Origin of the sequence: Candidatus Jettenia sp. AMX1, from assembly GCF_030263775.1 — a bacterium.
Taxonomy (GTDB): Bacteria; Planctomycetota; Brocadiia; order Brocadiales; family Brocadiaceae; genus Jettenia; species Jettenia caeni.
The window spans coordinates 1-22,202 of record NZ_SZPP01000055.1 but is presented as its reverse complement, the minus strand read 5'-3'; the positions used below and the strand labels follow the sequence as shown (position 1 = coordinate 22,202).

General features: G+C 41.3%; 14 protein-coding genes and 1 pseudogene. 5 read left to right on the top strand and 10 right to left on the bottom strand.

Going from position 1 to position 22,202, the window contains the following annotated elements; all coding sequences use genetic code 11:
• Nucleotides 1–118 precede the first annotated feature (118 nt).
• Nucleotides 119–1,045: pseudogene (locus tag FBQ94_RS14840) on the top strand (IS4 family transposase); the annotation flags it as partial.
• A gap of 631 nt (nucleotides 1,046–1,676) precedes the next feature.
• On the opposite strand, the gene FBQ94_RS14835 reads toward FBQ94_RS14840, so the two are convergent.
• From FBQ94_RS14835 to treZ, 6 genes are all read right to left on the bottom strand, one after another.
• A complete protein-coding gene (locus FBQ94_RS14835; protein WP_007222003.1) occupies nucleotides 1,677–4,652 on the bottom strand; it encodes a malto-oligosyltrehalose synthase in 2,976 nt (991 codons plus the stop codon).
• A gap of 69 nt (nucleotides 4,653–4,721) precedes the next feature.
• Complete coding sequence (locus FBQ94_RS14830; RefSeq protein ID WP_007222002.1) at nucleotides 4,722–7,160, bottom strand: DUF3536 domain-containing protein; 2,439 nt, start codon at nucleotides 7,158–7,160, stop codon at nucleotides 4,722–4,724.
• 126 nt (nucleotides 7,161–7,286) lie between these two features.
• Nucleotides 7,287–9,236, bottom strand: a complete 1,950-nt coding sequence (glgB, locus tag FBQ94_RS14825) for a 1,4-alpha-glucan branching protein GlgB (RefSeq protein ID WP_007222001.1) — start codon at nucleotides 9,234–9,236, stop codon at nucleotides 7,287–7,289.
• Complete coding sequence (gene treS / locus FBQ94_RS14820) at nucleotides 9,236–12,565, bottom strand: maltose alpha-D-glucosyltransferase (RefSeq protein WP_007222000.1); 3,330 nt, start codon at nucleotides 12,563–12,565, stop codon at nucleotides 9,236–9,238. The genes glgB and treS overlap by 1 nt, the downstream gene beginning before the upstream one ends.
• A 12-nt stretch (nucleotides 12,566–12,577) precedes the next feature.
• Nucleotides 12,578–14,563, bottom strand: coding sequence for an alpha-1,4-glucan--maltose-1-phosphate maltosyltransferase (locus FBQ94_RS14815; protein ID WP_007221999.1), 1,986 nt, complete (start codon nucleotides 14,561–14,563; stop codon nucleotides 12,578–12,580).
• Nucleotides 14,564–15,440: 877 nt separating this feature from the next.
• Nucleotides 15,441–17,267, bottom strand: coding sequence for a malto-oligosyltrehalose trehalohydrolase (gene treZ, locus FBQ94_RS14810; RefSeq protein ID WP_007221998.1), 1,827 nt, complete (start codon nucleotides 17,265–17,267; stop codon nucleotides 15,441–15,443).
• 300 nt (nucleotides 17,268–17,567) lie between these two features.
• Between treZ and FBQ94_RS14805 the strand changes: the two genes are divergently transcribed.
• From FBQ94_RS14805 to FBQ94_RS14790, 4 genes are all read left to right on the top strand, one after another.
• Nucleotides 17,568–17,933, top strand: a complete 366-nt coding sequence (locus FBQ94_RS14805; RefSeq protein WP_007221996.1) for a response regulator — start codon at nucleotides 17,568–17,570, stop codon at nucleotides 17,931–17,933.
• Between the two features lie 15 nt (nucleotides 17,934–17,948).
• The gene (locus FBQ94_RS14800) at nucleotides 17,949–18,809 is read left to right on the top strand and encodes a tetratricopeptide repeat protein (protein WP_285442222.1); all 861 of its coding nucleotides are present in this window, start codon (nucleotides 17,949–17,951) and stop codon (nucleotides 18,807–18,809) included.
• Nucleotides 18,810–19,025: 216 nt separating this feature from the next.
• On the top strand, nucleotides 19,026–19,622 hold the full coding sequence (locus FBQ94_RS14795) for a CBS domain-containing protein (RefSeq protein ID WP_007221993.1): 597 nt from the start codon (nucleotides 19,026–19,028) through the stop codon (nucleotides 19,620–19,622).
• A gap of 2 nt (nucleotides 19,623–19,624) precedes the next feature.
• Nucleotides 19,625–20,026: a hypothetical protein gene (locus FBQ94_RS14790; RefSeq protein ID WP_040543722.1), complete on the top strand. Its 402-nt coding sequence runs from the start codon at nucleotides 19,625–19,627 to the stop codon at nucleotides 20,024–20,026.
• Between the two features lie 79 nt (nucleotides 20,027–20,105).
• On the opposite strand, the gene FBQ94_RS14785 is transcribed toward FBQ94_RS14790, so the two are convergent.
• The 4 genes from FBQ94_RS14785 to FBQ94_RS14770 are packed head-to-tail and all read right to left on the bottom strand — an operon-like array spanning nucleotide 20,106 to nucleotide 21,779.
• The gene (locus tag FBQ94_RS14785; RefSeq protein WP_285442223.1) at nucleotides 20,106–20,348 is read right to left on the bottom strand and encodes a CDGSH iron-sulfur domain-containing protein; all 243 of its coding nucleotides are present in this window, start codon (nucleotides 20,346–20,348) and stop codon (nucleotides 20,106–20,108) included.
• 30 nt (nucleotides 20,349–20,378) lie between these two features.
• A complete protein-coding gene (locus FBQ94_RS14780; RefSeq protein ID WP_007221990.1) occupies nucleotides 20,379–20,861 on the bottom strand; it encodes a hypothetical protein in 483 nt (160 codons plus the stop codon).
• A gap of 25 nt (nucleotides 20,862–20,886) precedes the next feature.
• Nucleotides 20,887–21,111, bottom strand: coding sequence for a hypothetical protein (locus tag FBQ94_RS14775; protein ID WP_007221989.1), 225 nt, complete (start codon nucleotides 21,109–21,111; stop codon nucleotides 20,887–20,889).
• Complete coding sequence (locus FBQ94_RS14770; RefSeq protein WP_285442221.1) at nucleotides 21,108–21,779, bottom strand: DNA polymerase beta superfamily protein; 672 nt, start codon at nucleotides 21,777–21,779, stop codon at nucleotides 21,108–21,110. Before FBQ94_RS14770 ends, FBQ94_RS14775 begins: the two co-directional genes overlap by 4 nt.
• Nucleotides 21,780–22,202 lie beyond the last annotated feature (423 nt).

Below are 22,202 nucleotides of genomic sequence, written 5' to 3'. Positions count from 1 at the left end.
CTCTATATATCAGTGTATACACTCAAATTGCTCATCTTCTCCTTATATGTCAATATCTTATGACTTTGCTTCGGCTTTACTTTAGTAAAGTCACGCTAGTCATGTCTTTGACCCACAGCTCTTGACTCCCCTCATCAATGAACTCGCACATGATGCGTACCGCCTTCCCTTTCAAGATCGTTTTCATGACCTTGACATGACGCTCGTCGCTGTTGATGGCACGCTGATAAAAGCACTTCCCAAGATGCTCTGGGCATTGTGGATGGACGAAGACCGCCGTGCTGCGAAGATGCATCTGGAATTCGACATCCTCAAAGGTATTCCTCTCGAAGCTCGCGTTACCGATGCCAATACGAGCGAAATCGCTCAGCTTGAGTCCCTGTTATCGCCGGGCAAACTGTACTGCCTGGATGCCGGATACAGAAAGTATCATTTCCTGAACACGATTCTCCAACAGTCCAGTTCCTTTATTGTGCGACTCCATAATAATGCCTCCTATGAGCTTATCCAGGAACGTGCCCTGAGTGAAACTGACCGCAAAGCCGGAATTGAATTTGACAGGGTCGTTTGGCTGGGAAGTACAAGCACGCACAATAAACTCTCAAGACCTGTCAGAATTATACAGCTTCGCTATCATGATGAACGGACACCTTCAGGTCTCCCACGTACCACTCGTCCCTCCAGCAAGAAAACATGCAGGACTCCATCCGTTAGAAAAACCTTGCTTATCGTTACTGACCGTATGGATTTACCGGCAGAACTTATCATGCTCATGTATCGGTATCGCTGGCAGATCGAGCTCTTCTTCCGATGGTTTAAATGCGTTTTAGGATGTAAACATCTCCTGGCACACTCAGAAAATGGGGTTACCCTTCAAGTCTATTGTGCTTTGATTGCCAGTCTGCTGATCCGATTATGGACAGGCCGCAAGCCGACCAAACGCACCTTCGAAATGATATGTCTGTACTTTCAGGGTTGGGCTACCCTGGAGGAACTCATAGAACATATCGAACAACTGAAATCCAAAGAACAAAAACAACCATAGCCACAGAGGAAACAGTATCGCCATTGTCCTCTCAGGGGAAAGGTATGTCTTCATTTTTCAACGGCATTCCCAGCACTGACTCACCCTTGCTTTTCCCTGCTCCTTCTCAGAAAAACTACTCTCTTATTTATACCTCTTGATCACTTCTCAAACACCGTGCCGAACAGTATTGGGTTGAAGGCCTTTTTTCTGCTTTTTCTATAATCATGACATCCCTACGGGATTTGATAAAGGAGAGACGCAATATCTTGCGTCTCTACCATTGCAACATTGTGTATCTTGTATCTCTGCGTTTAACATTGAGAAATTTCCATTCCGTAGGGGCAACCCTTTAGGATTGCCTGGCAAGGCTAAACAAGCGGTCCGAGAATTCAATCGACCCACAAATGCCAGACTAAATATTGTTGTCGTGCTAATATTTTGTCAACATATAGTATAGGATTTGTCGTGTGCAAGCATTCTCGGACAGCGTGTAAAGCCTTGCCCTACATCTTGCATAAAAGATAAAAGTAGCCGAAGGCCTGATTTGGTATGCAGTAGTTTTCAGGAATTTTTCGACAGCCCCAAAGTTCTCTCGCCCCTTATAGGAGAATGTCTGAGTGAGGAGTATTTTCGTGCCAAGAGTACAAAGCTATACCCCTTCCATGAGCGCCACGGGAAAATTGGTAAAAACCTCAGAAAGCGGGAGGACTGTTCCCTGTTGTTCTTTTGCTGCCACTATCTCCCCGGTAAAGATATTACGATATTTTGTCCCGGTTTCAGCAAAGGGTATTACGATGCAAGTATCCTTCCATACCTCATTCCCAAGTGGAAGCATCTCCACTTGCGGAATAAGTTTTGTAAAAAATCTTGGGGCAATGGTGATGATATTTTTGGATTCAAACCGTCTTGCGAAGGCACAAATATTGTAACTCTTCCCTCCTGTTACTGTCAGCGGAATGTATTCTCCTCTTTCAAATAGTTCTCTCTGCTCTTTCCGGTAGTTTAAAGCTTTATATATTACATACAGTTTTATTTTTCCATTTTCTCTCTTCACCGTTAATTCTCTTGCAAGTTTCTCTAAAGAAATTTCTGATTCTTGCTTTTTCAATTCCTCGAGTATTTTCATCCTTACCCTATAATCAACGGGTCTTCGATTGTCGGGGTCAACAAGACTAAAATCCCATATTTCAGTACCATTATAAAAGTCAGGAATACCGGGGGAAGTCATCTTCAGCAGCGTTTGTGAGAGGGAATTGTACATACCGTAATGGGAAATCCTCTTCTGAAATAGTTGAAAATCTTTAAGAAAAAGATTACCACGAACATCCTTCAGAATAGCTTCTACAAAATCCATTACGGCATTCTCATACGTTACGTTGGGACTCTTCCAGCTTGTATTGACCTTTGCCTCCCGTAATGCCTTTAAAGTATAATCTTTAATCCGTTTCATAAATATCCCGTATTCGGACGTATTCATGTGCTCAACAGGCCATGCGCCAAGAAGGGTTTGATACAGAAGGTATTCCTCATTCGAATCCGGCGCCATTTGTATTTCGGAAATAACCATCTTTTTTTTATTGAGCCGCCTCCATCGCATCAAGCACTCCCTCCATTCATCAGGAATCTCTGAAAGGACATTAATCCTTCCCCTTACATCTTCACTGCGCTTCGAATCGTGCGTAGAGGTAGCAATAAGGGCATTGGGCCAGAGCTTACTTGTCTCTATATTCTGCCCGTGAAAGGTCTCTAAAGGTGTGCCAAATCTGTCAGGACTTCCGCCCACCTCGTTAAGGGAGACAAGGCGATTATAAACATACAGCGCAGTATCCTCAAGCCCTTTTGCCATAACAGGTCCTGTAATCTGCTGAAACCTCATTACAAAATCAACCCATTCCCTTTTAGCATCGTTATCAAGATTTTTAAAATATTTGAGCATAAGAATTTCTTTAAGAAAATCATAGATCGATTCGTTAATAATCGGATTCTTTCTCTTTGCCTTTGCTATCGCAAGCTCTATATACCGGGTATCTCTCTCAGTTACCTCCGGTGTCGTTATATAGGTTCTGTATACAGGGAAAAAAGCAATCGTTTCTTTTATAATACTGGTAAGACTATTTAAGGTAAAATCCCGGGTATGTCTGTTCTTTTCTGATATCTCATCCAGAAAATGGCCCAGGGTATTTACTTCGCTGGACATAAACACCTCCATGATGAACTTCTTCTTCTCATACACAATATCCTGAAAGTTGCCTTTTGATTTCATGATTCTGGAGTAGAGGGTATCGAATGCCTTTGCATTCGCTGTTTCAACAAAAATACCATTGAGGGATATTAAAAAAACATAGCCTGTTGTGCTAAAAACAGGCCAATCTTCAGGCATCTTTTCCCCTTTAATAAGGATTTTCTCGCTAATAATAAAAAAGGGCTTTGCCTGTGGATTCGATAACAACAGTTCATCATACTGTTTTAAAATGGTTGCCTCTGCATCAGGGGTTTCTTCAACATTTTTCATAGAGCCGAGCTTCGTGTAAAGAAAACAACGCCTCTGCAACATCTGAAAATATAATAAAGGATTGTATAGTCCATCGGGGTGATCTACCCTCAGGCCGGTGACCTTGCCTTCTTTTATGAGTTTGAATACTAATGTATGCGTTTCCCTAAAGACAGCAGGATTTTCTACCTTGATTGCTGCGAGGTCATTAATGTCAAAAAATCTCCTGTAATTTATCTCATCAGTAGCTACACTCCAATGCGAGAGTCTGTATACCTGTTTATTCAGAAGATCATCGAGGAGATCAAAACTTTTCGGTTCACCTTTAGTCCCATTAAACAACCTCACATTTTCATCCAAAAATCCCTTAACCTCAGGACTTTCGCTATAGAGACTCCAGAGACGCCTCTTGATAATCTCCTTTTCACGGTACTTTTCAGCAATCTTTTCCGGGTTCTTTTCGGTATAAAGAGGCAGGTGATTCAGTGCAGTAATAATACTTAAGAGTTCAACAAAATGGGGATTTTCAGAAGAGAGCTGTTCTTTCAGATCATTGATGCGGTATTGCACTATCTCTCTATAGGTATTCGGCATTACCGGAAGCTTATGATCGTAATAATAAATAAAGAAGGCGCCTGTCTCAAAGACGAGTTTTAATTCCTGTTCCTCAAGAATCTTTCCATACTGGTCGCCTAAAACAGGAAGAAGTATCTTATTTTTTAATTCTCTCTTTACTGGCTCCCAACGTATATCGAAAAAATCTGCATAGCGAGAACTTGGGCCATTCTCAAGAATGTCCATCCACCAGATATTTTCCTTACTGGCAATGCACATATGATTTGGAACGATGTCAAGCATCTGTCCCATCCCGTATTTCCAGAGTTCCTGTATCATCCCGTTGTATTCCTCTTCGGTGCCAACTTCCGGATTCAGGGTATTATGATCAACAATATCATAGCCATGAAGACTGCCCTCTTTTGCCTTAAAATAAGGAGATGCATATATATCACTGATGCCGATATCGTGAAGGTAAGAGATAATGTCTCTGGCATCCGTAAATTTGAAGTGTACATTGAACTGGAGTCTATAGGTAGCACTGGGTATTCTTATTGCAGAAAATCCTTCTGTTTCCATACATTATTCCTCGTAAACCTTAAAAATTTCTAGCAACAATTCACCTTTACCTTATGAGGCTTCGCCTCGCTAGTCTTTCGGCAACACGATATCGGTATTAAAAGACAAGATTCTTCCAATCTTCTTAAACTCCTCCACCCAGCAGGATTTATCTCTCTCATCAAATTTTGTCCTGAGAAGGAAATCTTTGTAGATTGTTTTTGCCATTTTGTAATAAATATTCTGTACATACCAGAGGTTTACCTCAAAGGGCAGCAAGCTAAGTATCTGCAGCTTTTTCTCCATCTTCCGAAGTAAGGATATATCCGGTATATTCTTATACAATTCATCCATTAACTTTTCAATTTTGCGACGAACTATGAATTCAAGGGCAGAAGAATCTACCGTAACATTCCATCGCTTTATTTCATGAACAATGCCCCGTATCTTATCGGCATCCAGTCCTTCCTCAAACGCCTTTTTCAGATCATGGTTAAGGGTAAATTCTGCAGCCGTATAAAACACCCCTGGCACAGGCATTCCGGTGTCTTTTAAAAACCCCATAAGAATACTGTTGTTCTCATACATCGTACGATAGGATGTTTCAAACTCTTCTAATGTCGCGCTCATGATAAGGTTCAGGATTTTACGCTGGCCATCTTTGAATAACTCTCTGAGGGAGTAATTATGCATGCCAAAATATTTATCCATCAGCCTTATGATATTTGCAAAAGCCCCTCTCTCAAATGCTGCGATTATTTCTTCCTTCATGTATTGATACGCCTCATCTCCAGCAAAGGTGTGTCCGCCCCCATGAAAAACATGATCACCAAGGTGTATAACACCGAACGTTATATATTCCCCTTCTCCCGTTATCTCTGATATAAGACGAATACAACCAACGGCAAGTTTAAACCTGCCTGCTTGTATCTTCTTATAATCTCCTTTGGTAACCGTATAACAATAAATCCTCGTGCTTTCAGGATAGTCCTCAAAAAGCGAACTGATGGCATAATGCACACCGACTTTCTTGAGGTCTATTACGACTGGCTCAACAAATTTCTCATACAGGTACGCTCCATCCTTATATTCTGGTATGTTGCTCTTTGCTGCAGCAAGTTTTTCTAAAAAGGTATTTTTAAGGCCGTCATGAAATATATCATCCGATAATTGGATGGCCCTGCCTGCATACTGGATGACTTGTATGGTTTCGATACCTGAAATTTCATCAAAAAACCATCCACAGCTTGTGTACATCAACATCCCATGCCTCTGGATCTCAAGGAGTTTAAGCACCAGTATCTTTTCATCATCATTGAGATTTCTTACAGCATGTCTTTCAAAAAATCTGTTCCTGTTTTTCTCAGAACGGTTAAGAATAACCTCGATATATTCATTCCTGGCTTCCCATGGGCTGGTCAAATATTCCTTTCCGCTATTCTCATAGCGTAACTCTAACTGTCCTCTCAGCCAATCCATAGAATCGCGCAGTGGCGCCCGCCATTCCTGGCTCCATCCGGGATGCCCTCCGGAATTACAACCACAGTTGCTTCTCCATCGTTCTATTCCGCGAGCACAACTCCATGAGGTATTTTCAATGATTTCTACCTCATGAGTCGGTGGATATTTTTCGAGATATTCGCCGTAATTGGTTAATTTTGCTAAATTTTTTGTCTCTATATAATTCAGGGCAAATGCAAGGGCCATTTCGCCAAACCTATGATGATGCCCGTACGTCTCCCCATCCGTAGCAATATTTAATATCTGAGGCCATTGTCTGAGATCAGAAAAACCGCCTAAAAGCCGGATTGCAAAATTTTCTCCCCTGTGCAGGAGTTTTTCAAAAGCTACGGCATGCGATATGGGACCATCGTAAAAAAAGATATTTATTATACTGCCTGACAGCAATCTGCAACGATAAGCCATGGTTGGATCAATCCTTCCCCCGCTGACATCTTCCCATTTTTCTGTATCATTCTTCACTCTTGCCGCCTGATGAGGCGTAAGGATAGTAAATTTTATTCCAAATTCAGCAAGAAGCTCAAGGGTTTCCATATTCACCGCTGTCTCCGGAAGCCACATCCCTTCAGGGAATCGATTGAACCTGTGCTCAAAGTCTTTTATTCCCCATATAATCTGGGTACGCTTGTCGCGGCTGTTAGCAAGAGGCATTATTACGTGATTGTATGCCTGCGCAAGCGCATTTCCATGACCGGAACGATACTCCATGCTCAGACGATCGGCATCCAGTATGGCCTGATAAATTTCCGGGGAATATGCCTTCATCCATGAGAGAACCGTTGGACCAAAGTTAAAACTTATTTTGGCATAGTTGTTGACAATATCGAGTATACGCCCGTCTCCATCCCTTACCCGTGATGCGGTATTAGGGGCATAGCACTCCGCATTTACCCTTTCATTCCAATCATGATAGGGATACGCTGAGTCCTGTATCTCTATGGCCTCAAGCCACGGGTTTTCTCTTGGTGGTTGATAAAAATGTCCATGCACACAAATATATCTGTCCACGGTCTGATTCGCTCCTTATAAGATGCTATGGTGGATTCGCTCCGCTTAATCCACCCTACTTGTAATTCTATAATGAGTAGAAGGGGGGACTAAGGGGGATTAACAACTCATGGTAATATTGAGTAATTACCTGCGTTTCTCCTCGCCTTCGCTTTTAAAGAAAACAATACCTAAAGGCGGCAAAGTGAGAGAAAGGGAATGGTATCTTCCGTGTGCAGGTATGGGGGCAGCTTCAACACCCCCAAAATTTCCATGCCCACTACCTCCATATATCTTTGCATCGCTGTTTATCGCCTCTTTCCAGAAACCTCCCCGGGGAACTCCAATCCGGTAATTGTACCAGGGAACCGGGGTAAAATTACAGACAACGAGGACAATATCATCCGCATTCCTGCCCTTTCTTATAAAACTTACATTGCTATGCTCCCAATCATGAAAATCTATCCATTCAAATCCATGGATATCAAAATCCAATGCATGCATTGCCGGTTCACTCCGGTAAAAGGCGTTCAGGTCTTTAACCCACCTTTGTACCTCCTGATGAGAAGGATATTGGAGCGCATGCCATTCCAAACTTTCCTCATGATTCCATTCCTTCCATTGAGCAAATTCTCCCCCCATAAAAAGGAGTTTCTTGCCGGGATGTCCATACATATATCCGAATAAGAGCTTAAGATTTGCAGACTTTTGCCATTCATCGCCTGGCATCTTTCCTATAAGAGCGCCTTTCCCATAAACCACTTCATCATGTGATAAAGGAAGAACAAAATTCTCCGCAAAGGCATACCATATACTAAAGGTAAGCTGGTCGTGATAATACTTCCGGTAAATAGGGTCTTTTGAGGTATATTTGAGGGTATCGTGCATCCATCCCATATTCCATTTCATGCCAAATCCAAGACCGCCAATATAGGTGGGTTTTGATACCATAGGCCATGCCGTTGATTCTTCTGCTATCGTCTGGGTATCGGGATGGGCTTTGTAGACCGCCTCGTTAAATTTCTTTATGAAGGTTATTGCCTCAAGATTCTCCTTTCCTCCGTACTTGTTTGGTATCCATTCACCGTCTCTTCTTGCATAATCAAGATAGAGCATTGAGGCCACGGCATCTACCCTGAGACCGTCAATATGGTATTTATCAAGCCAGAGGAGGGCGCTGCTAATAAGGAAAGACTGCACCTCGTACCTTCCGTGATTAAAAATATAACTATTCCATTCGGGATGAAATCCCTTCTTGGGGTCTGAATGCTCATAAAGATATGTGCCGTCAAAGTAGACAAGTCCGTGTTCATCGCTTGGAAAATGAGAAGGCACCCAGTCAAGAATAATACCTATCCCGTTCTGATGAAGATGATCGATCAAATACATAAAATCCTGAGGGGTTCCATACCTGCTTGTAGGCGCAAAATACCCAACCGTCTGGTATCCCCAGGACCCATAAAAGGGATGTTCCATAATCGGTAAAAATTCAACATGGGTAAAACCCATCTCTTTTACATAATCGGCAAGGTAATGCGCCATCTCTCTGTAGGTGAGGAATCTGTTTCCTTCTTCAGGCACCCTTCTCCATGAACCGAAATGGACTTCATATACAGCAAAGGGTGCATCGAGGGCATTGCGTGTATTCCTTGTTTTCATCCAATCATTGTCGCCCCATTCATAATTCAAATCCCATACCAACGAAGCGGTTTTGGGAGAAACTTCCCATCGAAAGGCATAGGGGTCGCCTTTATCCACCTTATAATTATTATACCGGGAGATGATATGGTATTTATAAGCGCTTCCATTCCCAATACCCGGGATGAATCCCTCCCATATACCAGAGCCATCAGCCCGCACCTTTAAAGGATGGGTCTCCTTATTCCATTGATTAAAATCTCCTATAACCAAAACCTTTTGCGCATTTGGAGCCCATACAGCGAAATAAGTGCCCTTAATCCCATCTACAACGGTACTATGAGAGCCTAATTTATCATACAGCTTAAAATGACTTCCTTCTTTGAAGAGATAGATATCGTGATCGGTAAGGAGACTTGCATTATATACGCCTGCTTCATTTTGTTTTTTATCCGGCATTATTGTATCTCCAGCAGATGTTTTATTCCTCTCAGGGGAATGATTACCCATTCAGGGCGGTTATTTAATTCATATCCGAGTTCATACACTGCCTTCTCTAAAAGGAAGGCTCTGAGCAAGACACCAAACACTTCTTTATCCTTTGGGATAAAAGAGGTATTTTCTACAGTATCGTAATATGATTTTAAAAAAGCGCCTCCGACATACCGGTACCACAAATCCGCCCAGGGCTCCAGCACAGGGATGTCTTCCCGCCTTATGGATGAGTGTTTCATAAGGGCGCTATGCGTTGCGTAATGAAAGGACCGTATCATACCAGCAACGTCTACTAATGACGATTTCTTTAATCTTCTTTCACTTAAAGGCCTTTCGGGTTCTCCTTCAAAATCAATGATAATAAAATCATTTCCTGTATAGAGAACTTGCCCCAAATGATAATCACCATGAACTCTTATTTTCATTGCTGGCATTTTGATTTTTAAGAGGGCGCCGAAGCGTTCCATTATCTTTTTTTCGGAATTTAACATCTCATTGGCAGACACTTTTATATAGTCTGGCAAATTCTTTATATTTCTTCTCAGAAGCCCAAAAACTCTTTTTGTAAGGGCCTGCATGGATTGATAAAGAGATCGTTGATAAAGGACTGAAAAGGGTTCGGGCGTAAAATCCGGATCTTCTCTCTCAGAAGAAAGCGATACGTGAAGCTCAGCGGTTCTTTTTCCCAGAAGTGATATCATCTGAAGGTTCACACCTTCCATCAATTCCTGAAGAGGTACTGGTATTTGTTGGAAAGCAATCTCTAAAAAAGACATTGGCACTTTTGGTATTTCCTGAATTTCAGTCCTTTTCGCAAGAACCTTGTCAAAATATCTTTCCACCCAATCAAGCGTGTATGTCCATGCATCTCCCTCGTGAGGGACAAATGCCTGAAGCATGCCAATAACCATTGGCTCGGAACCTTGTCTTCTATACTCTATTGCCCCTGCGAATGGCGGGACATGGGTAAAAGGAACCTTCTCGGTAAGGAACTTTCCAATTTCCAGTTCGGGGTTTATGCCTTCATCAAGTCGCCGGTAAAGTTTTAAAAAGAGCGACTTACCGTAAAGAAGAGATGAATTACTCTGTTCTGCTTTAAGAACCTGGGGTTTTTCTAAAAAGAGCTCTTTGAGTTTGTACTTTTTAAAGGCCTTTCCGGTATAGCCGATAAGCTGTCCCTGAAGTCCGCGAATAGTAAGTCTTCTTGCAAATATCCAAAGAAGATGTTTCCGGAACTCTTCATCATAGATACTATCGTAGATAATTCCTTCAAAATTTTCACCTTTAATGTGAGCGACTACTGCAGAAAAATTTTCCACGACAATGCTTTCTGCCTTGTCTCCGGATGAAAAAGAAAGTGGTAAAAGATAGGTATCAGATAACCGTGCGGTATATCTCACTTCAAGCAAGAGAATCTGTGTAGCATAGGTATTTTCCCGAATCGGAATATCCTCGATAATTTTAATCTCCTGTATCTCTTCTGATTTACCACCAAACCATCGGCATCCCGCCAGATAAGAAGACAAACACTCTCCTTGTAACTTTTCTTTTGTCTTTCCTTTAAAGACCGTTTCCCAGCTTCCGCTTACCTGTAACTCCGGAATAGTCCGGATCTTTTTAAACTTCACGCCTTCTTCTTCTTTTTGCACCACAAACCAGTAATAGTCATGACGGCCAAGGGTAAGGATATAGGGAGAATCCTTTATTTTAGGAAATTTATTGCCACTGAATGCATCTTTAAGGAAATACCCCGAAAATTTCGATAAATCAAGTTCTACCAACTGAGAAAACCGTGAGAGATTTACTACCACAAGGATATTCTCCTCCTGATATCGGCGCAGAAATGCAAATACTTTTGGATTATCGGGAAATAAGAACTCAATATTTCCCCTTCCAAATGCCTTAAAACGCTTCCGCATGGCAATAACTCTTTTCATCCACCAGAGAAAAGATGCTTGATTCTTCTCCTGACTCTCTACATTGACAGCCTCGTAGTGATACTCCGGGTCCATAATGATCGGCAGATACAGTTTTTGAGGATTTGCTCTCGAAAAACCGGCATTTCTGTCTATATTCCACTGCATGGGCGTTCTTACACCATTCCTGTCACCAAGATGGTAGTTATCTCCCATTCCGATCTCATCTCCATAGTAAATAATAGGAGTTCCGGGAAGGGAAAACAAAAGAATATTCATAAGCTCCATCTTCCTTCTGTTGTTTCCGAGCAGTGGAGCAAGACGGCGCCGAATACCGAGGTTTATCCTTGCAATCGGATCTCTTGCATACACCCTGTACATATAATCTCTTTCTTCATCACTTACCATCTCAAGGGTAAGTTCATCGTGATTTCTTAAAAAGAGCGCCCATTGGCACATTTCTGGTATTGATGGCGTCTGTTCGAGGATGTCAATTAAGGGAAATCTGTCTTCCATCCAGAGGGCCATAAACTGCCTGGGCATCAGAGGAAAATGAAAAGACATATGGCACTCGTCCCCATTTCCAAAGTAGGCCACAGCGTCCTCCGGCCACTGGTTTGCTTCAGCAAGGAGCATTTTATTTTTGAAATTACTGTCAACATGTGCCCTGAGCTTTTTCAGAAATTGATGAGTTTCCGGCAAATTTTCACAATTGGTTCCCTCTCTTTCAAAAAGATAAGGAACGGCATCTAAACGCAATCCGTCAACACCCATATCCAACCAGTAATCAATAACCCTGAGCATTTTTTTCTGCACATGAGGGTTATCATAATTTAAATCAGGCTGATGTGAATAAAAGCGATGCCAATAGTAAGCTTTCGCCACCGGATCCCATGCCCAATTCGAGTGTTCAAAATCCTTGAATATTATCCTTGCATCGTTATATTTTTCTGAGGTATCGTTCCAAACGTAAAAATTCCACAGTGTCGAACTCTGTTTCGCCTTCCTCGCCATTTGAAACCATGAGTGCTGTTCTGAGGTATGGTTGAGGACAAGTTCTGTAATAACCCTTATGCCTCGCCGGTGGGCTTCTTTGATAAATTCCTTAAATTCTCTTAATAAACCATAGTCAGGATGAACGCCGAAGTAATTTGCTATATCATACCCATCATCCTTAAGGGGAGACGGATAAAAGGGAAGAAGCCATAGAGCGGTTATACCAAGATTTTCCAGGTAATCCAACTTTTCCGTAAGACCTCTAAAGTCCCCGATTCCATCACTATTGGAGTCGTAAAAGGCTTTTATATGAAGCTCATATATGATGGCATCTTTGTACCAAAAGGGATCGTCTTCGAAATATATTTCTTTCTGATTCATCAACGAGTCACCTCACATGAAATAATCAAAGTCAATCTCTTTTCTTAATCTCTTTCTTATCTTGAATATACGGACAGGAAGAGTGCCGGGATTAAGCTCTACATAGTTCTTTTCACCCTGCCATATATAGGTATCGTCACTCAACAGATCATGCACCAGGTACGGCTGGCTCTTCTCTATGCCAAACTTGTCTATAGGAACCCTTACAAATCCAGACTGTGTGTGATAAGCATCAAGATTTACCACTATCAGAAGTATGTTGGAAAGGTCTTCTGTTGCCTTCTCATACGAGAGGAGGTAATCATTGTCTGTTTCACAAAACTGTAAATTTGAGATGGTCTGAAGCGCAGAATTTCCCCTCCGTATACGATTAACCCGTGCAATAAAATCTTTAAGATTCCCTGGTTTATCCCAATACCAGTATCGTATCTCATATTTCTCTGAGTTAAGGTACTCTTCCTTTCCGGGAATTGCCTCATGAACACAGAGATCAAAAGCGGGACCAAAAATGCCGTAGCTTGATGATAACGTTGCAGCAAGAACAAGTCGTATCATAAAAGCCGGCGTGCCTCCATACTGGAGGTATTCAGGCAGAATATCGGGCGTATTAGGCCAGAAGTTAGGCCTGAAATACTCTCTGACCTCTGTTTGGGTAAGTTCGGTACTGTATTGGATAAGTTCTTTCTTTGTATTCCTCCAGGTAAAGTAGGTGTAAGATTGTGTAAATCCAAGTTTGGCAAGATAATACATAACCTTTGGCCTTGTAAATGCTTCGGAAAGGAATAAAACATGAGGGTGCCTGTTCTTTATCTCTTTTATCAGCCACTCCCAAAAAGCAAACGGTTTCGTATGGGGATTATCAACCCTGAATATGGAGATACCTTTTTCTATCCAGAAAATCACAATACTCCTCAACTCCTCCCATAACGGGAACCAATGCTCCGTCTCAAAGTTTAAAGGCAATACATCCTCGTATTTCTTCGGTGGGTTCTCAGCATGCTGTACTGAACCATCAGGCCGCCATTTGAACCACTCCGGATGCTCCTTAACATAAGGATGATCGGGTGAACATTGGAATGCTAAATCCATAGCAATTTCTATACCATGATCTTTAGCTTTCTGTATCAAACGCTCAAAATCTTCGATAGTTCCAAGCTGTGGATGAATAGATTTATGGCCGCCTTCATGAGATCCTATTGCCCACGGGCTTCCTACGTCGTTAACATCAGTTATCGTGGAATTATTCTTACCTTTGCGATTTGTTTTTCCTATCGGATGAACAGGCGGCAAATAGAAGACATCAAATCCCATTTCGGCTATTTCCGGCAGAATGGTTTCACAATCTTTCAACGTTCCATGGGTATTAGGTTCTGAAGAACATGATCTTGGGAATCGTTCATACCAGGTACTAAAAAGGGCTTTTGATCTGTCGACCACAATCGTCAACACATTTCTATAGTTTGTAACAAATCTCCTGTCCTTATAGGTATGCATCAGGCCGGTAAGTTCTTTGGTCAGGATAACGGAGACGATCTTTTCTCTGTTTTCTTCTCTTTCTAAAAAATCAATATATCCCCATAGCTTTTTTTTATCATCTTCTGAAGCTCTTTTTGATGCCTCTTCAATATATTGTATCCCTGAGGAAATATCAATTTTTATATCCTGATGAGCATCAAATTTCTTTTTAAGATCATTCTGCCAGGTTTTGAAATAATCAATACCGCCTTCAACGGTATAGAAATACATTCCTATCTTTTCAACAACAAAATTCCCTTCCCACCGGTCATTTTCCTTAAACTGCATGGGAATATCTCTCCATGCATTATCTTCAGGCCCCCGGTATAAAACATTTGCCCATACAGCATCGTGGCCATCAGAAAAAACATCCGCTGTAACAACTACCTTTTCCCCAATAATTCTCTTAACAGAAAAGCGGCCGCATGCTATCTCTGGTTTTATATTTTCAATAATAACTCTTCTTCTTCCATCAGTTTGCATAAGGATTTACCCTGTATAAGTAACTTAAAGAGAAACACTCCTGGCCATTGTTCTCTCACTCTGTAGTTACATAGATCATAATGTAGGGCGAGGCTTTACAGGCTGTTCGAGAATTCAATTGACTCACAAATGCCATACTAATTATTGTTGCCGTGCTAATATTTTGTCAACATATAGTATAGGATTTGTCGTGTGAAAGTATTCTCGGCCAGCCTGTTTAGCCTTGCCAGGCAACCCTAAAGGTTGCCCTACAGAATTGAAATTCCTTAACGCTAAATTAGGCCTTCAGCAACTTTTATAACAGGAGTGGCAAGGCGCGCCTTGCCACTACAGAATCGCTTTGAAATTCCTATACACCATAACATATAAGGGTGGATTAAGGCGTTAGTTTTTACGCCGAATCCACCATTACTATTTCCAGAAAAGGCGGATTCGCTATCGCTTAATCCGCCCTACTACACTGTCAACTTAATTTATAATAACAGACTCTCTTGTATTTGTCATTGCGAGGGGGTATTTTCCCGAAGCAATCTCTTTTGAAATATTCAAGGGATTGCTTCGGACAATACCCTCGCAATGACACAGCCCTATTATCATGAATTCTATTGACAGTGTAGGAGTTACCACACCCTATTTAAATAAAATGAAAATTCCTATACAATCAAACTAGCCCCGAAAGGGTAGAAGAAGATTATTCTCTTGATAGCATACTCCTTTTCCTTCGCCCCTTTGGGGCTGTCGTTGTAGTATTGCTTTTTTCAGGAACTTCATCCCTGTCTATACACTTCCAGCCCTTCGGGCCTATCAGTCAAACAGTAAAGAGCATTTTCGTTCATACATTTTCGAAAAACAGATGCTTTTTGCCATAAATTCATTATCAGAGATTTTCGTTTCTATACAGAACCAAACTATGCCCCTTTATAATTATTTCCTGCTCAGGATTGAGTTCTTTTGTGAGCAATGAACCAGGCCCGTTCCACATCTTTTCTGAAGAATCCAGTATCTTAATCCATATTCCTTTGGGAAATACGGATGTAAACTTTACATCAATGCTGTTAAAATTGAAGATGAGAAATACATGACTTGAATCTTTCCATCTCCGCATAAAGATAATCTTATCCTCTTCAACACCATCCACAGCAAGATTTTTTTTATCAAGATATGAAAGAGCCGGAACTGTCCTCCGTAACATTATTACATACTTATAAAAGTCCAATAAAACCTTCCCACTGCCTTCGGTTCTCTTTTCCCAATGCAGTTTTGATTTCAGAAAGGTCTCTCTGCTTTGCGGATCGGGCGGTTCTTCCTTCCACTTGAAATCACCGAATTCCTCTTTCCTCCCTTTCCTCACCGCTTCAACAAGGGCAGGGTCGCAATGGCTTACAAAGTAAAGGAATGGTGAACTCTCTCCATATTCTTCGCCCATAAAGAGAAGGGGAATATACGGTGAAAGAAGAACCATTCCCGCCGCAAGTTTAAGAGCCTCATACGGCACAAGGGCACTGAGCCTTTCACCAAGCATCCTGTTCCCTATCTGATCATGGTTTTGCGAGAAGACTGCTATGCGCGTTGCAGGCACATTCTTTGATGAATTACCGTGATTCCTCTTCCTGAACTCCGAATATTCTCCTGAATAGACGAACCCCTCCCTTATAGATTTTACAAGGTGCTCAATCTTCCCAAAATCGAGGTAATAGCCCTGGTTTTCTCCCGTAAGAAGGGTGTGGAGTGAGTGATGAAAATCATCACACCACACTCCGTCCATACCGTGTCCCCCAAGTTCCCTTGACACTACAACACGGGAATCGTTCAGATCACTTTCCGCTATAAGATAGAATCTTCTTCCCGCCTGGAGCGAGAATCCTTCAACCCTTTCTGAAAGCTCGTGAAGAAAGTGCTTCGCTTCTCTGTCGAAAATAGCATGAACTGCATCCAGACGAAGGGCATCTATGTGATAATGTCTGAACCAGTGAAGGGCATTTTCTATAAAAAAATTTCTTACCTCATAAGAATATGCATCATCAAAATTTATTGCATCTCCCCAGGGCGTTTTATACTTATCGGTAAAGTAAGGACCGTATTCCCTGAGATAATTCCCCTCAGGCCCCATGTGATTGTAAACAACATCAAGGACAACTGAGATTCCTTTTTTATGGCACTCATTCACAAGCCGTTTAAGTCCTTCCGGGCCTCCGTATGAGTTCTGGACTGCATAGGGATAAACCCCATCATATCCCCAATTTCTTTCACCAGGAAACTGTGCGATTGGCATTATTTCCAGGGCATTTACCCCCAGATCCCGCAGATCATCAAGGCGCTGGATTACTGCATCAAAGGTTCCCTCTGGTGTAAATGTTCCCACATGGACTTCATACAGTATCATCTCAACGGGATCAATCCCACGCCAGTGTTCATCCTGCCAGTGAAAAGAATGATCAATAACCTGAGAAGGACCATGCACCCCTTCCGGCTGAAAGTGAGAAGCCGGATCGGGTCTATCCCTTTCATCATCAAGGCGGTAATAATAAGAAATATTTTGAGTCACTTCTTCAACCATTGCCTTCCAGTATCCTCTCTGGTCCTTTTCCATGGGAATATTTTTCTGATACGGAGAAACCATTTTTAATGATACCGTTTTCAGAAAAGGGCCCCAGACGGTAAATTCATAACCTTTATTTCCTGAACGATGTATTCCAATCCTCATAGTGTTACGCCTTTCTTCCCCCTGCCAATAACCCTTTCATGATACAATTTACCGGAGAAATAAAAAAGGAAACCTGTTTATGGAGTAACCTGAAAATCTCTTGCTTTATGCATTCATTTGATGGTATCCTTTTGACCAGGACAGGAGATGTTATTCTTAAACTTTTACGGTTCGGGTTATTTACCACTCATTAAAATCATCTTACGTCCCTTTTATCCTTACTTCAATTCTTTTCTCCGGGAATTATAAGATAATTGAAATTCCCAAAGAAAATGGATCATAAGCAAAACGGAGTTCAATGTGAGTAAAAAAATACTCATCATAGAGGATGAGAATGAATTTTTCTTTTTTTATACGATGATGCTTGAAGGCACCGATTATACCATCACGAGAGCCCTCGATGGAAAACAAGCATTTGAAAAGATAAAGGAAGATAAGCCAGACCTTATCATTTTGGATTTACTCCTTGACCAAATGACGGGTGATACCTTTCTGAAACAGTTAAAGTCAAATCCTATAGGCGCTGCTATCCCTGTCATTATCGCCAGCAGTTTCTCACCACGTTCATACAAAACCATATTTGAAATAGATCCAAATTTAACATTTTTGGAAAAACCATTTACCCAGGAAAGATTACTTGATGAGATAAAGTCCAGGTTAAGGTAGCTGATGAGCCATTCCTTGTTCATAAAACGATTTTGTATCATACTATTACTATGCCTTACCGGTTGCCAATCAGTACAAAACGCTGGCAAAAAATATTCCGGCGACCTGGAAACATCTTTGCTCTCTGATATAGAAGATGGCCGGCTGGATATACCATTTGAGCAGGCATGCCTTATTGCTTCTGGTGTGAACAGTAGTAAGAAGATGCAAGGATATCTGGCAAAAATCGATCTTCTCATCTCCCGTATTAATCAAGAAACGGATATCCATAAAGAAAACGATCCTCTCATAAAGGCAAAGATACTATTTAACTGGTTAAGAGAAAATACCTGCGAAGGGATATACAACGATTGCTACAATTTCAGAGATACTCTTAATCTTAAAGTAGGAAACTGCCTTTCTTACGCAATACAGTTTACCATTCTCTGCCGGCACTTTGATGTGGATATTAAAAATGTCTTTATTCCTGGACATATATACAATGTGTTAATATCCCATGAACAAACATACTACTTTGAGCATACTCATAGCGACGGCATCGTCAAGCACGCAGATAAGTACCATCCCCAAAAGAAAATAATGAGGGATGAAGAACTTATTTCAGAGTTATTTCTGTATAAGGCCTACAATGCTAATAGCGATATGAAATATGAAGAATCCATGAAATACTGTCAGCAAGCGCTGCGGTGTAATCCTCATGATAATCGTACCGTCATCCTGCTTTTGGACAATTACCTTGCGAAGAAGAACTATGAGGACGCACTTCGATGTCTGAATGAGTATCTCTCCCACCATCCAGATGATAAAAAATCATTTAAAAATACCTATATCCTATTGCAAAGAGTATGTAAAAAAGTAGATAATAGATTTAAGTAAAAAGCATTACATTGTATGTAAAATGTAGGGCAAGGCTTTAGCCTTGGTTCCCCGCCTGAACACCTGCACCGGGATAGCAACCCCAAAGGGTTGCCCTACAGAATCGAAATTCCTATACATGAAACTCTATGAGCCTGCAAATTCTGTGATTTTATCTATTTTTCATTACTCTGAAATGCCATCTCTCTGGCATTTTTATTTGAGGAGGAAATGACTATGGCTACATATAAACTCTTGGCAAAAGATTTAATGACAGCAAAGGTAGTATGTGTTTATCCGGAAACGTCTATCCGTGATCTGATAAAAGTCCTTACCGACTATCGTGTTAATGGGGTGCCTGTCGTTGATAGAAAGGAAAATCCTATAGGGGTTGTGTCAAAAACTGATATTCTTGGATATACAAAAGAAAAAACGAAAAAACAAGATCTCAGCAGCAAAAGATCGTTTTATACCGATACCAATGGAAGACAAACAAAGGCCTTCGATACGGCAGCTAAGGAGAAAGATTTTGGAAAAGCTACGGTAAAAGACATCATGACACCCCATGTTATTGCGGCAGAGGCCACCGATACGATAGACCGCCTTGCAAAAATTATGTATAATAAAAAAATCCATAGGCTTATTATCCAGGATGGTGGACGTGTCGTTGGTATTGTCAGTACCCTCGATATCCTTCATGTTGTGGGTGCCTTAAATTATGGCAGCAATGCCTTTGTTAGTGAAAAGGCAATTCTGGGTTTACGAAAACGGTTAGAAGCCGCAGAAAAATCCATCCAATCGCTGCGTAGTACCTTTGATAAAATTTATAGTTAAAAATGAGCAGAAGATCTCTCATCCTTTTAGGCATTCTCCTGTGTCTGACAATTACGGTAGCTGCCTGTCTATACGCAGAATCATTGCATGTGCAGAAAAACGACCACACCACGGAGAAGAGTTTTCAACACATTGTGCATAGTATAGGTCTTGGGGCTACAGTAAAACCGACCTGGTGTTACATCAATTTCGACCCCAGGATTGATCCACGCTGTCCCTGTATTGAGTGGCCTATCCCCGGTGGTTTCTGTTACTGTCCGGATCATACAGGCACGGTATCTTATATAGCGGGTAATGTTGAAATGGGTGTGGCAATAGAGATTATGAAAAACCACGAGGACAACTACGGAGTTGGTGTAGGGCAAGGCTTCAGCCTTGCCGAGAGCAATGAGGATATACCATGATTCTCATAAAGCTATCTATGGTTTTCATGAATTTGTCAATTATGTTTTCCTCCTGAAACGCAAAATACCCTATTACATTTCACGCTGTATCAATTTTGACACGGCGGCATATGCCATCACAAAATGGTGGATTTTTTGTCAGGTAACAATTGCAAATTATGTATTTTCTTTTCAGTATAATTTTAAAATTAAACGGCGCTTTATCCGTTCCCTCGTGTGAGCCATCGCAGAACGGTTCTTTTTTCGTATTTCCACACGAGCACCACTGATACGTACCCGGTTCTAATTCAATAGTCATAGGCATTTGTTTATTCATAGGTATCTTTTCTCCATTCTTTGTACTCCTCCTGGATCAGATTTCAATAATGAACAATAGTCCGCAATCAGGACATTCTCTCATGTCGGGACCTACACAGTAACCGCAAGCAGGGCATCTTCCCTGCGATTCCCATTCCTGGGAAGTCTTGATTTCAGGGTACTTTTGTGTATAGAACTCCTCAATACAGCCGTGTGCGGCAGGCACATCTTTTTTTGGTATCAAAAGAAGATATCGGCATCCACACTTCCCCGTACTGCAACCAGGGGCCAATACAATTTTACAAAAAATGCCGTTTCTTGAAAGTAAATCCGATAATTCCCGGATGCCTTCTTTCCCCTCTTCTCTGATGGTAACCAATTCCTCATGGAGAGGTGCAGGAATGTCTGATTTTTTATTTCTCTCTTTTTCGATCTCTTGCGGCATTACCAGAGAAACGCCGCAATCAGCGCATACTGAAATATGCGCATAATACTCTGATTCGCATTCTGGGCAAAGCTTTATTTTTTCAGTAGACATATACAATTATCCAGCACTATTTTCTTTATTTTAAAAAGTGTTTGTCAGTACAATGATACATAACAACAGGAAAAGATTCTCTCTTTATATCCTTTTGGCTACTCTGCGGATTATCCATCTTTATTGATGCCATTACCTGCTTCCGTGCCATATCAAACATGGAAAATCCCATTTTCAATCTCTCCTGTCCACTTTTTTTCATCATCATTTCTAAAAAACGGGATTCGATGAGAAGATCTGTATCAGTCATTTCTTTACCTCGTTATATACCTCTTCAAGTCCTAATTCTCTTACCCATTTCTCAGTATAATTGATATCCAGATTGTGTATCGTTTTTAAAAGATTCCTCACATCCCTGATCTGCATTCCTGATAAACTTTCTTTTGCCCAGAAAAGTTTTGATAGTATAAGATCTTCTGGTGAAGTAAAATGATAGAGGCACGATTTTGGAGAATAATACTCCGGCATCAAGGCCTTAATCTTATCTACAATATCAAGCCGATGCTGATAAATTACAGGCGAATTTAACCATTCCAGCAAGCAATAAAAGCTAAAAGACTGCCTTCTGCGATTACCGGTGATGGTTCTTATCCGGCTACTAATCAATAAGTTTATCCCCAGTTTTAAAGAAATCTCATTGAGTCTCTTATCGACTGTCCACAGCAAAACCTCAGTTAATAGAGCCGAGGCAATCAAATGAATGTCAATATACCCTAACCCTTTCCCCATAAGCCTATGGTCTTCTATAAATCTCATCACTTCTTCATGTTCTCCATGGATTGCCATAGGGAATGCCTGCAGAAGAGAAAGTATTTTCGGCTCTGTTTTTGAGATTACCGCAAGCAAGTTCACCAACGGTGAAAGGATGACAGACAGCGCGGCATTCATGCAACAGCGTTTCAAGCCCGATATTGCCATTCTAGAAATGCATTACCCACGCTGAAGTGTCAATAAGAATCATCTTATGTGCCTGCCGTCTTCCTGCGGGGTATCATCTCTAATTTTATGAAATATGCACGGATATATGCACTAGTATGTACGTACCATATATCATTGTCAATAAATTTCTGGTATGGCATATTGTGTTAAACCCGTGCGTTTTTTCTATGTCCAGAGGCTGTCTAAAAAGTATTTGCCTGTGCAACGTCCATAAGCGCGAATACAGGATTCTCTCCTACCTATTGTGCACACACGTTCATTTTAGAACTTTTTGGACAACCCATAAAAATTCTCCCCCTTTATAGTATCCAATAGATGAAACCGAACAGAATAGGGAGAAAGTTGAGTCTTTGGCTAATAGGCAAGTGTATAAAATGCAGAGGATTCTGAAAATGTCATCTA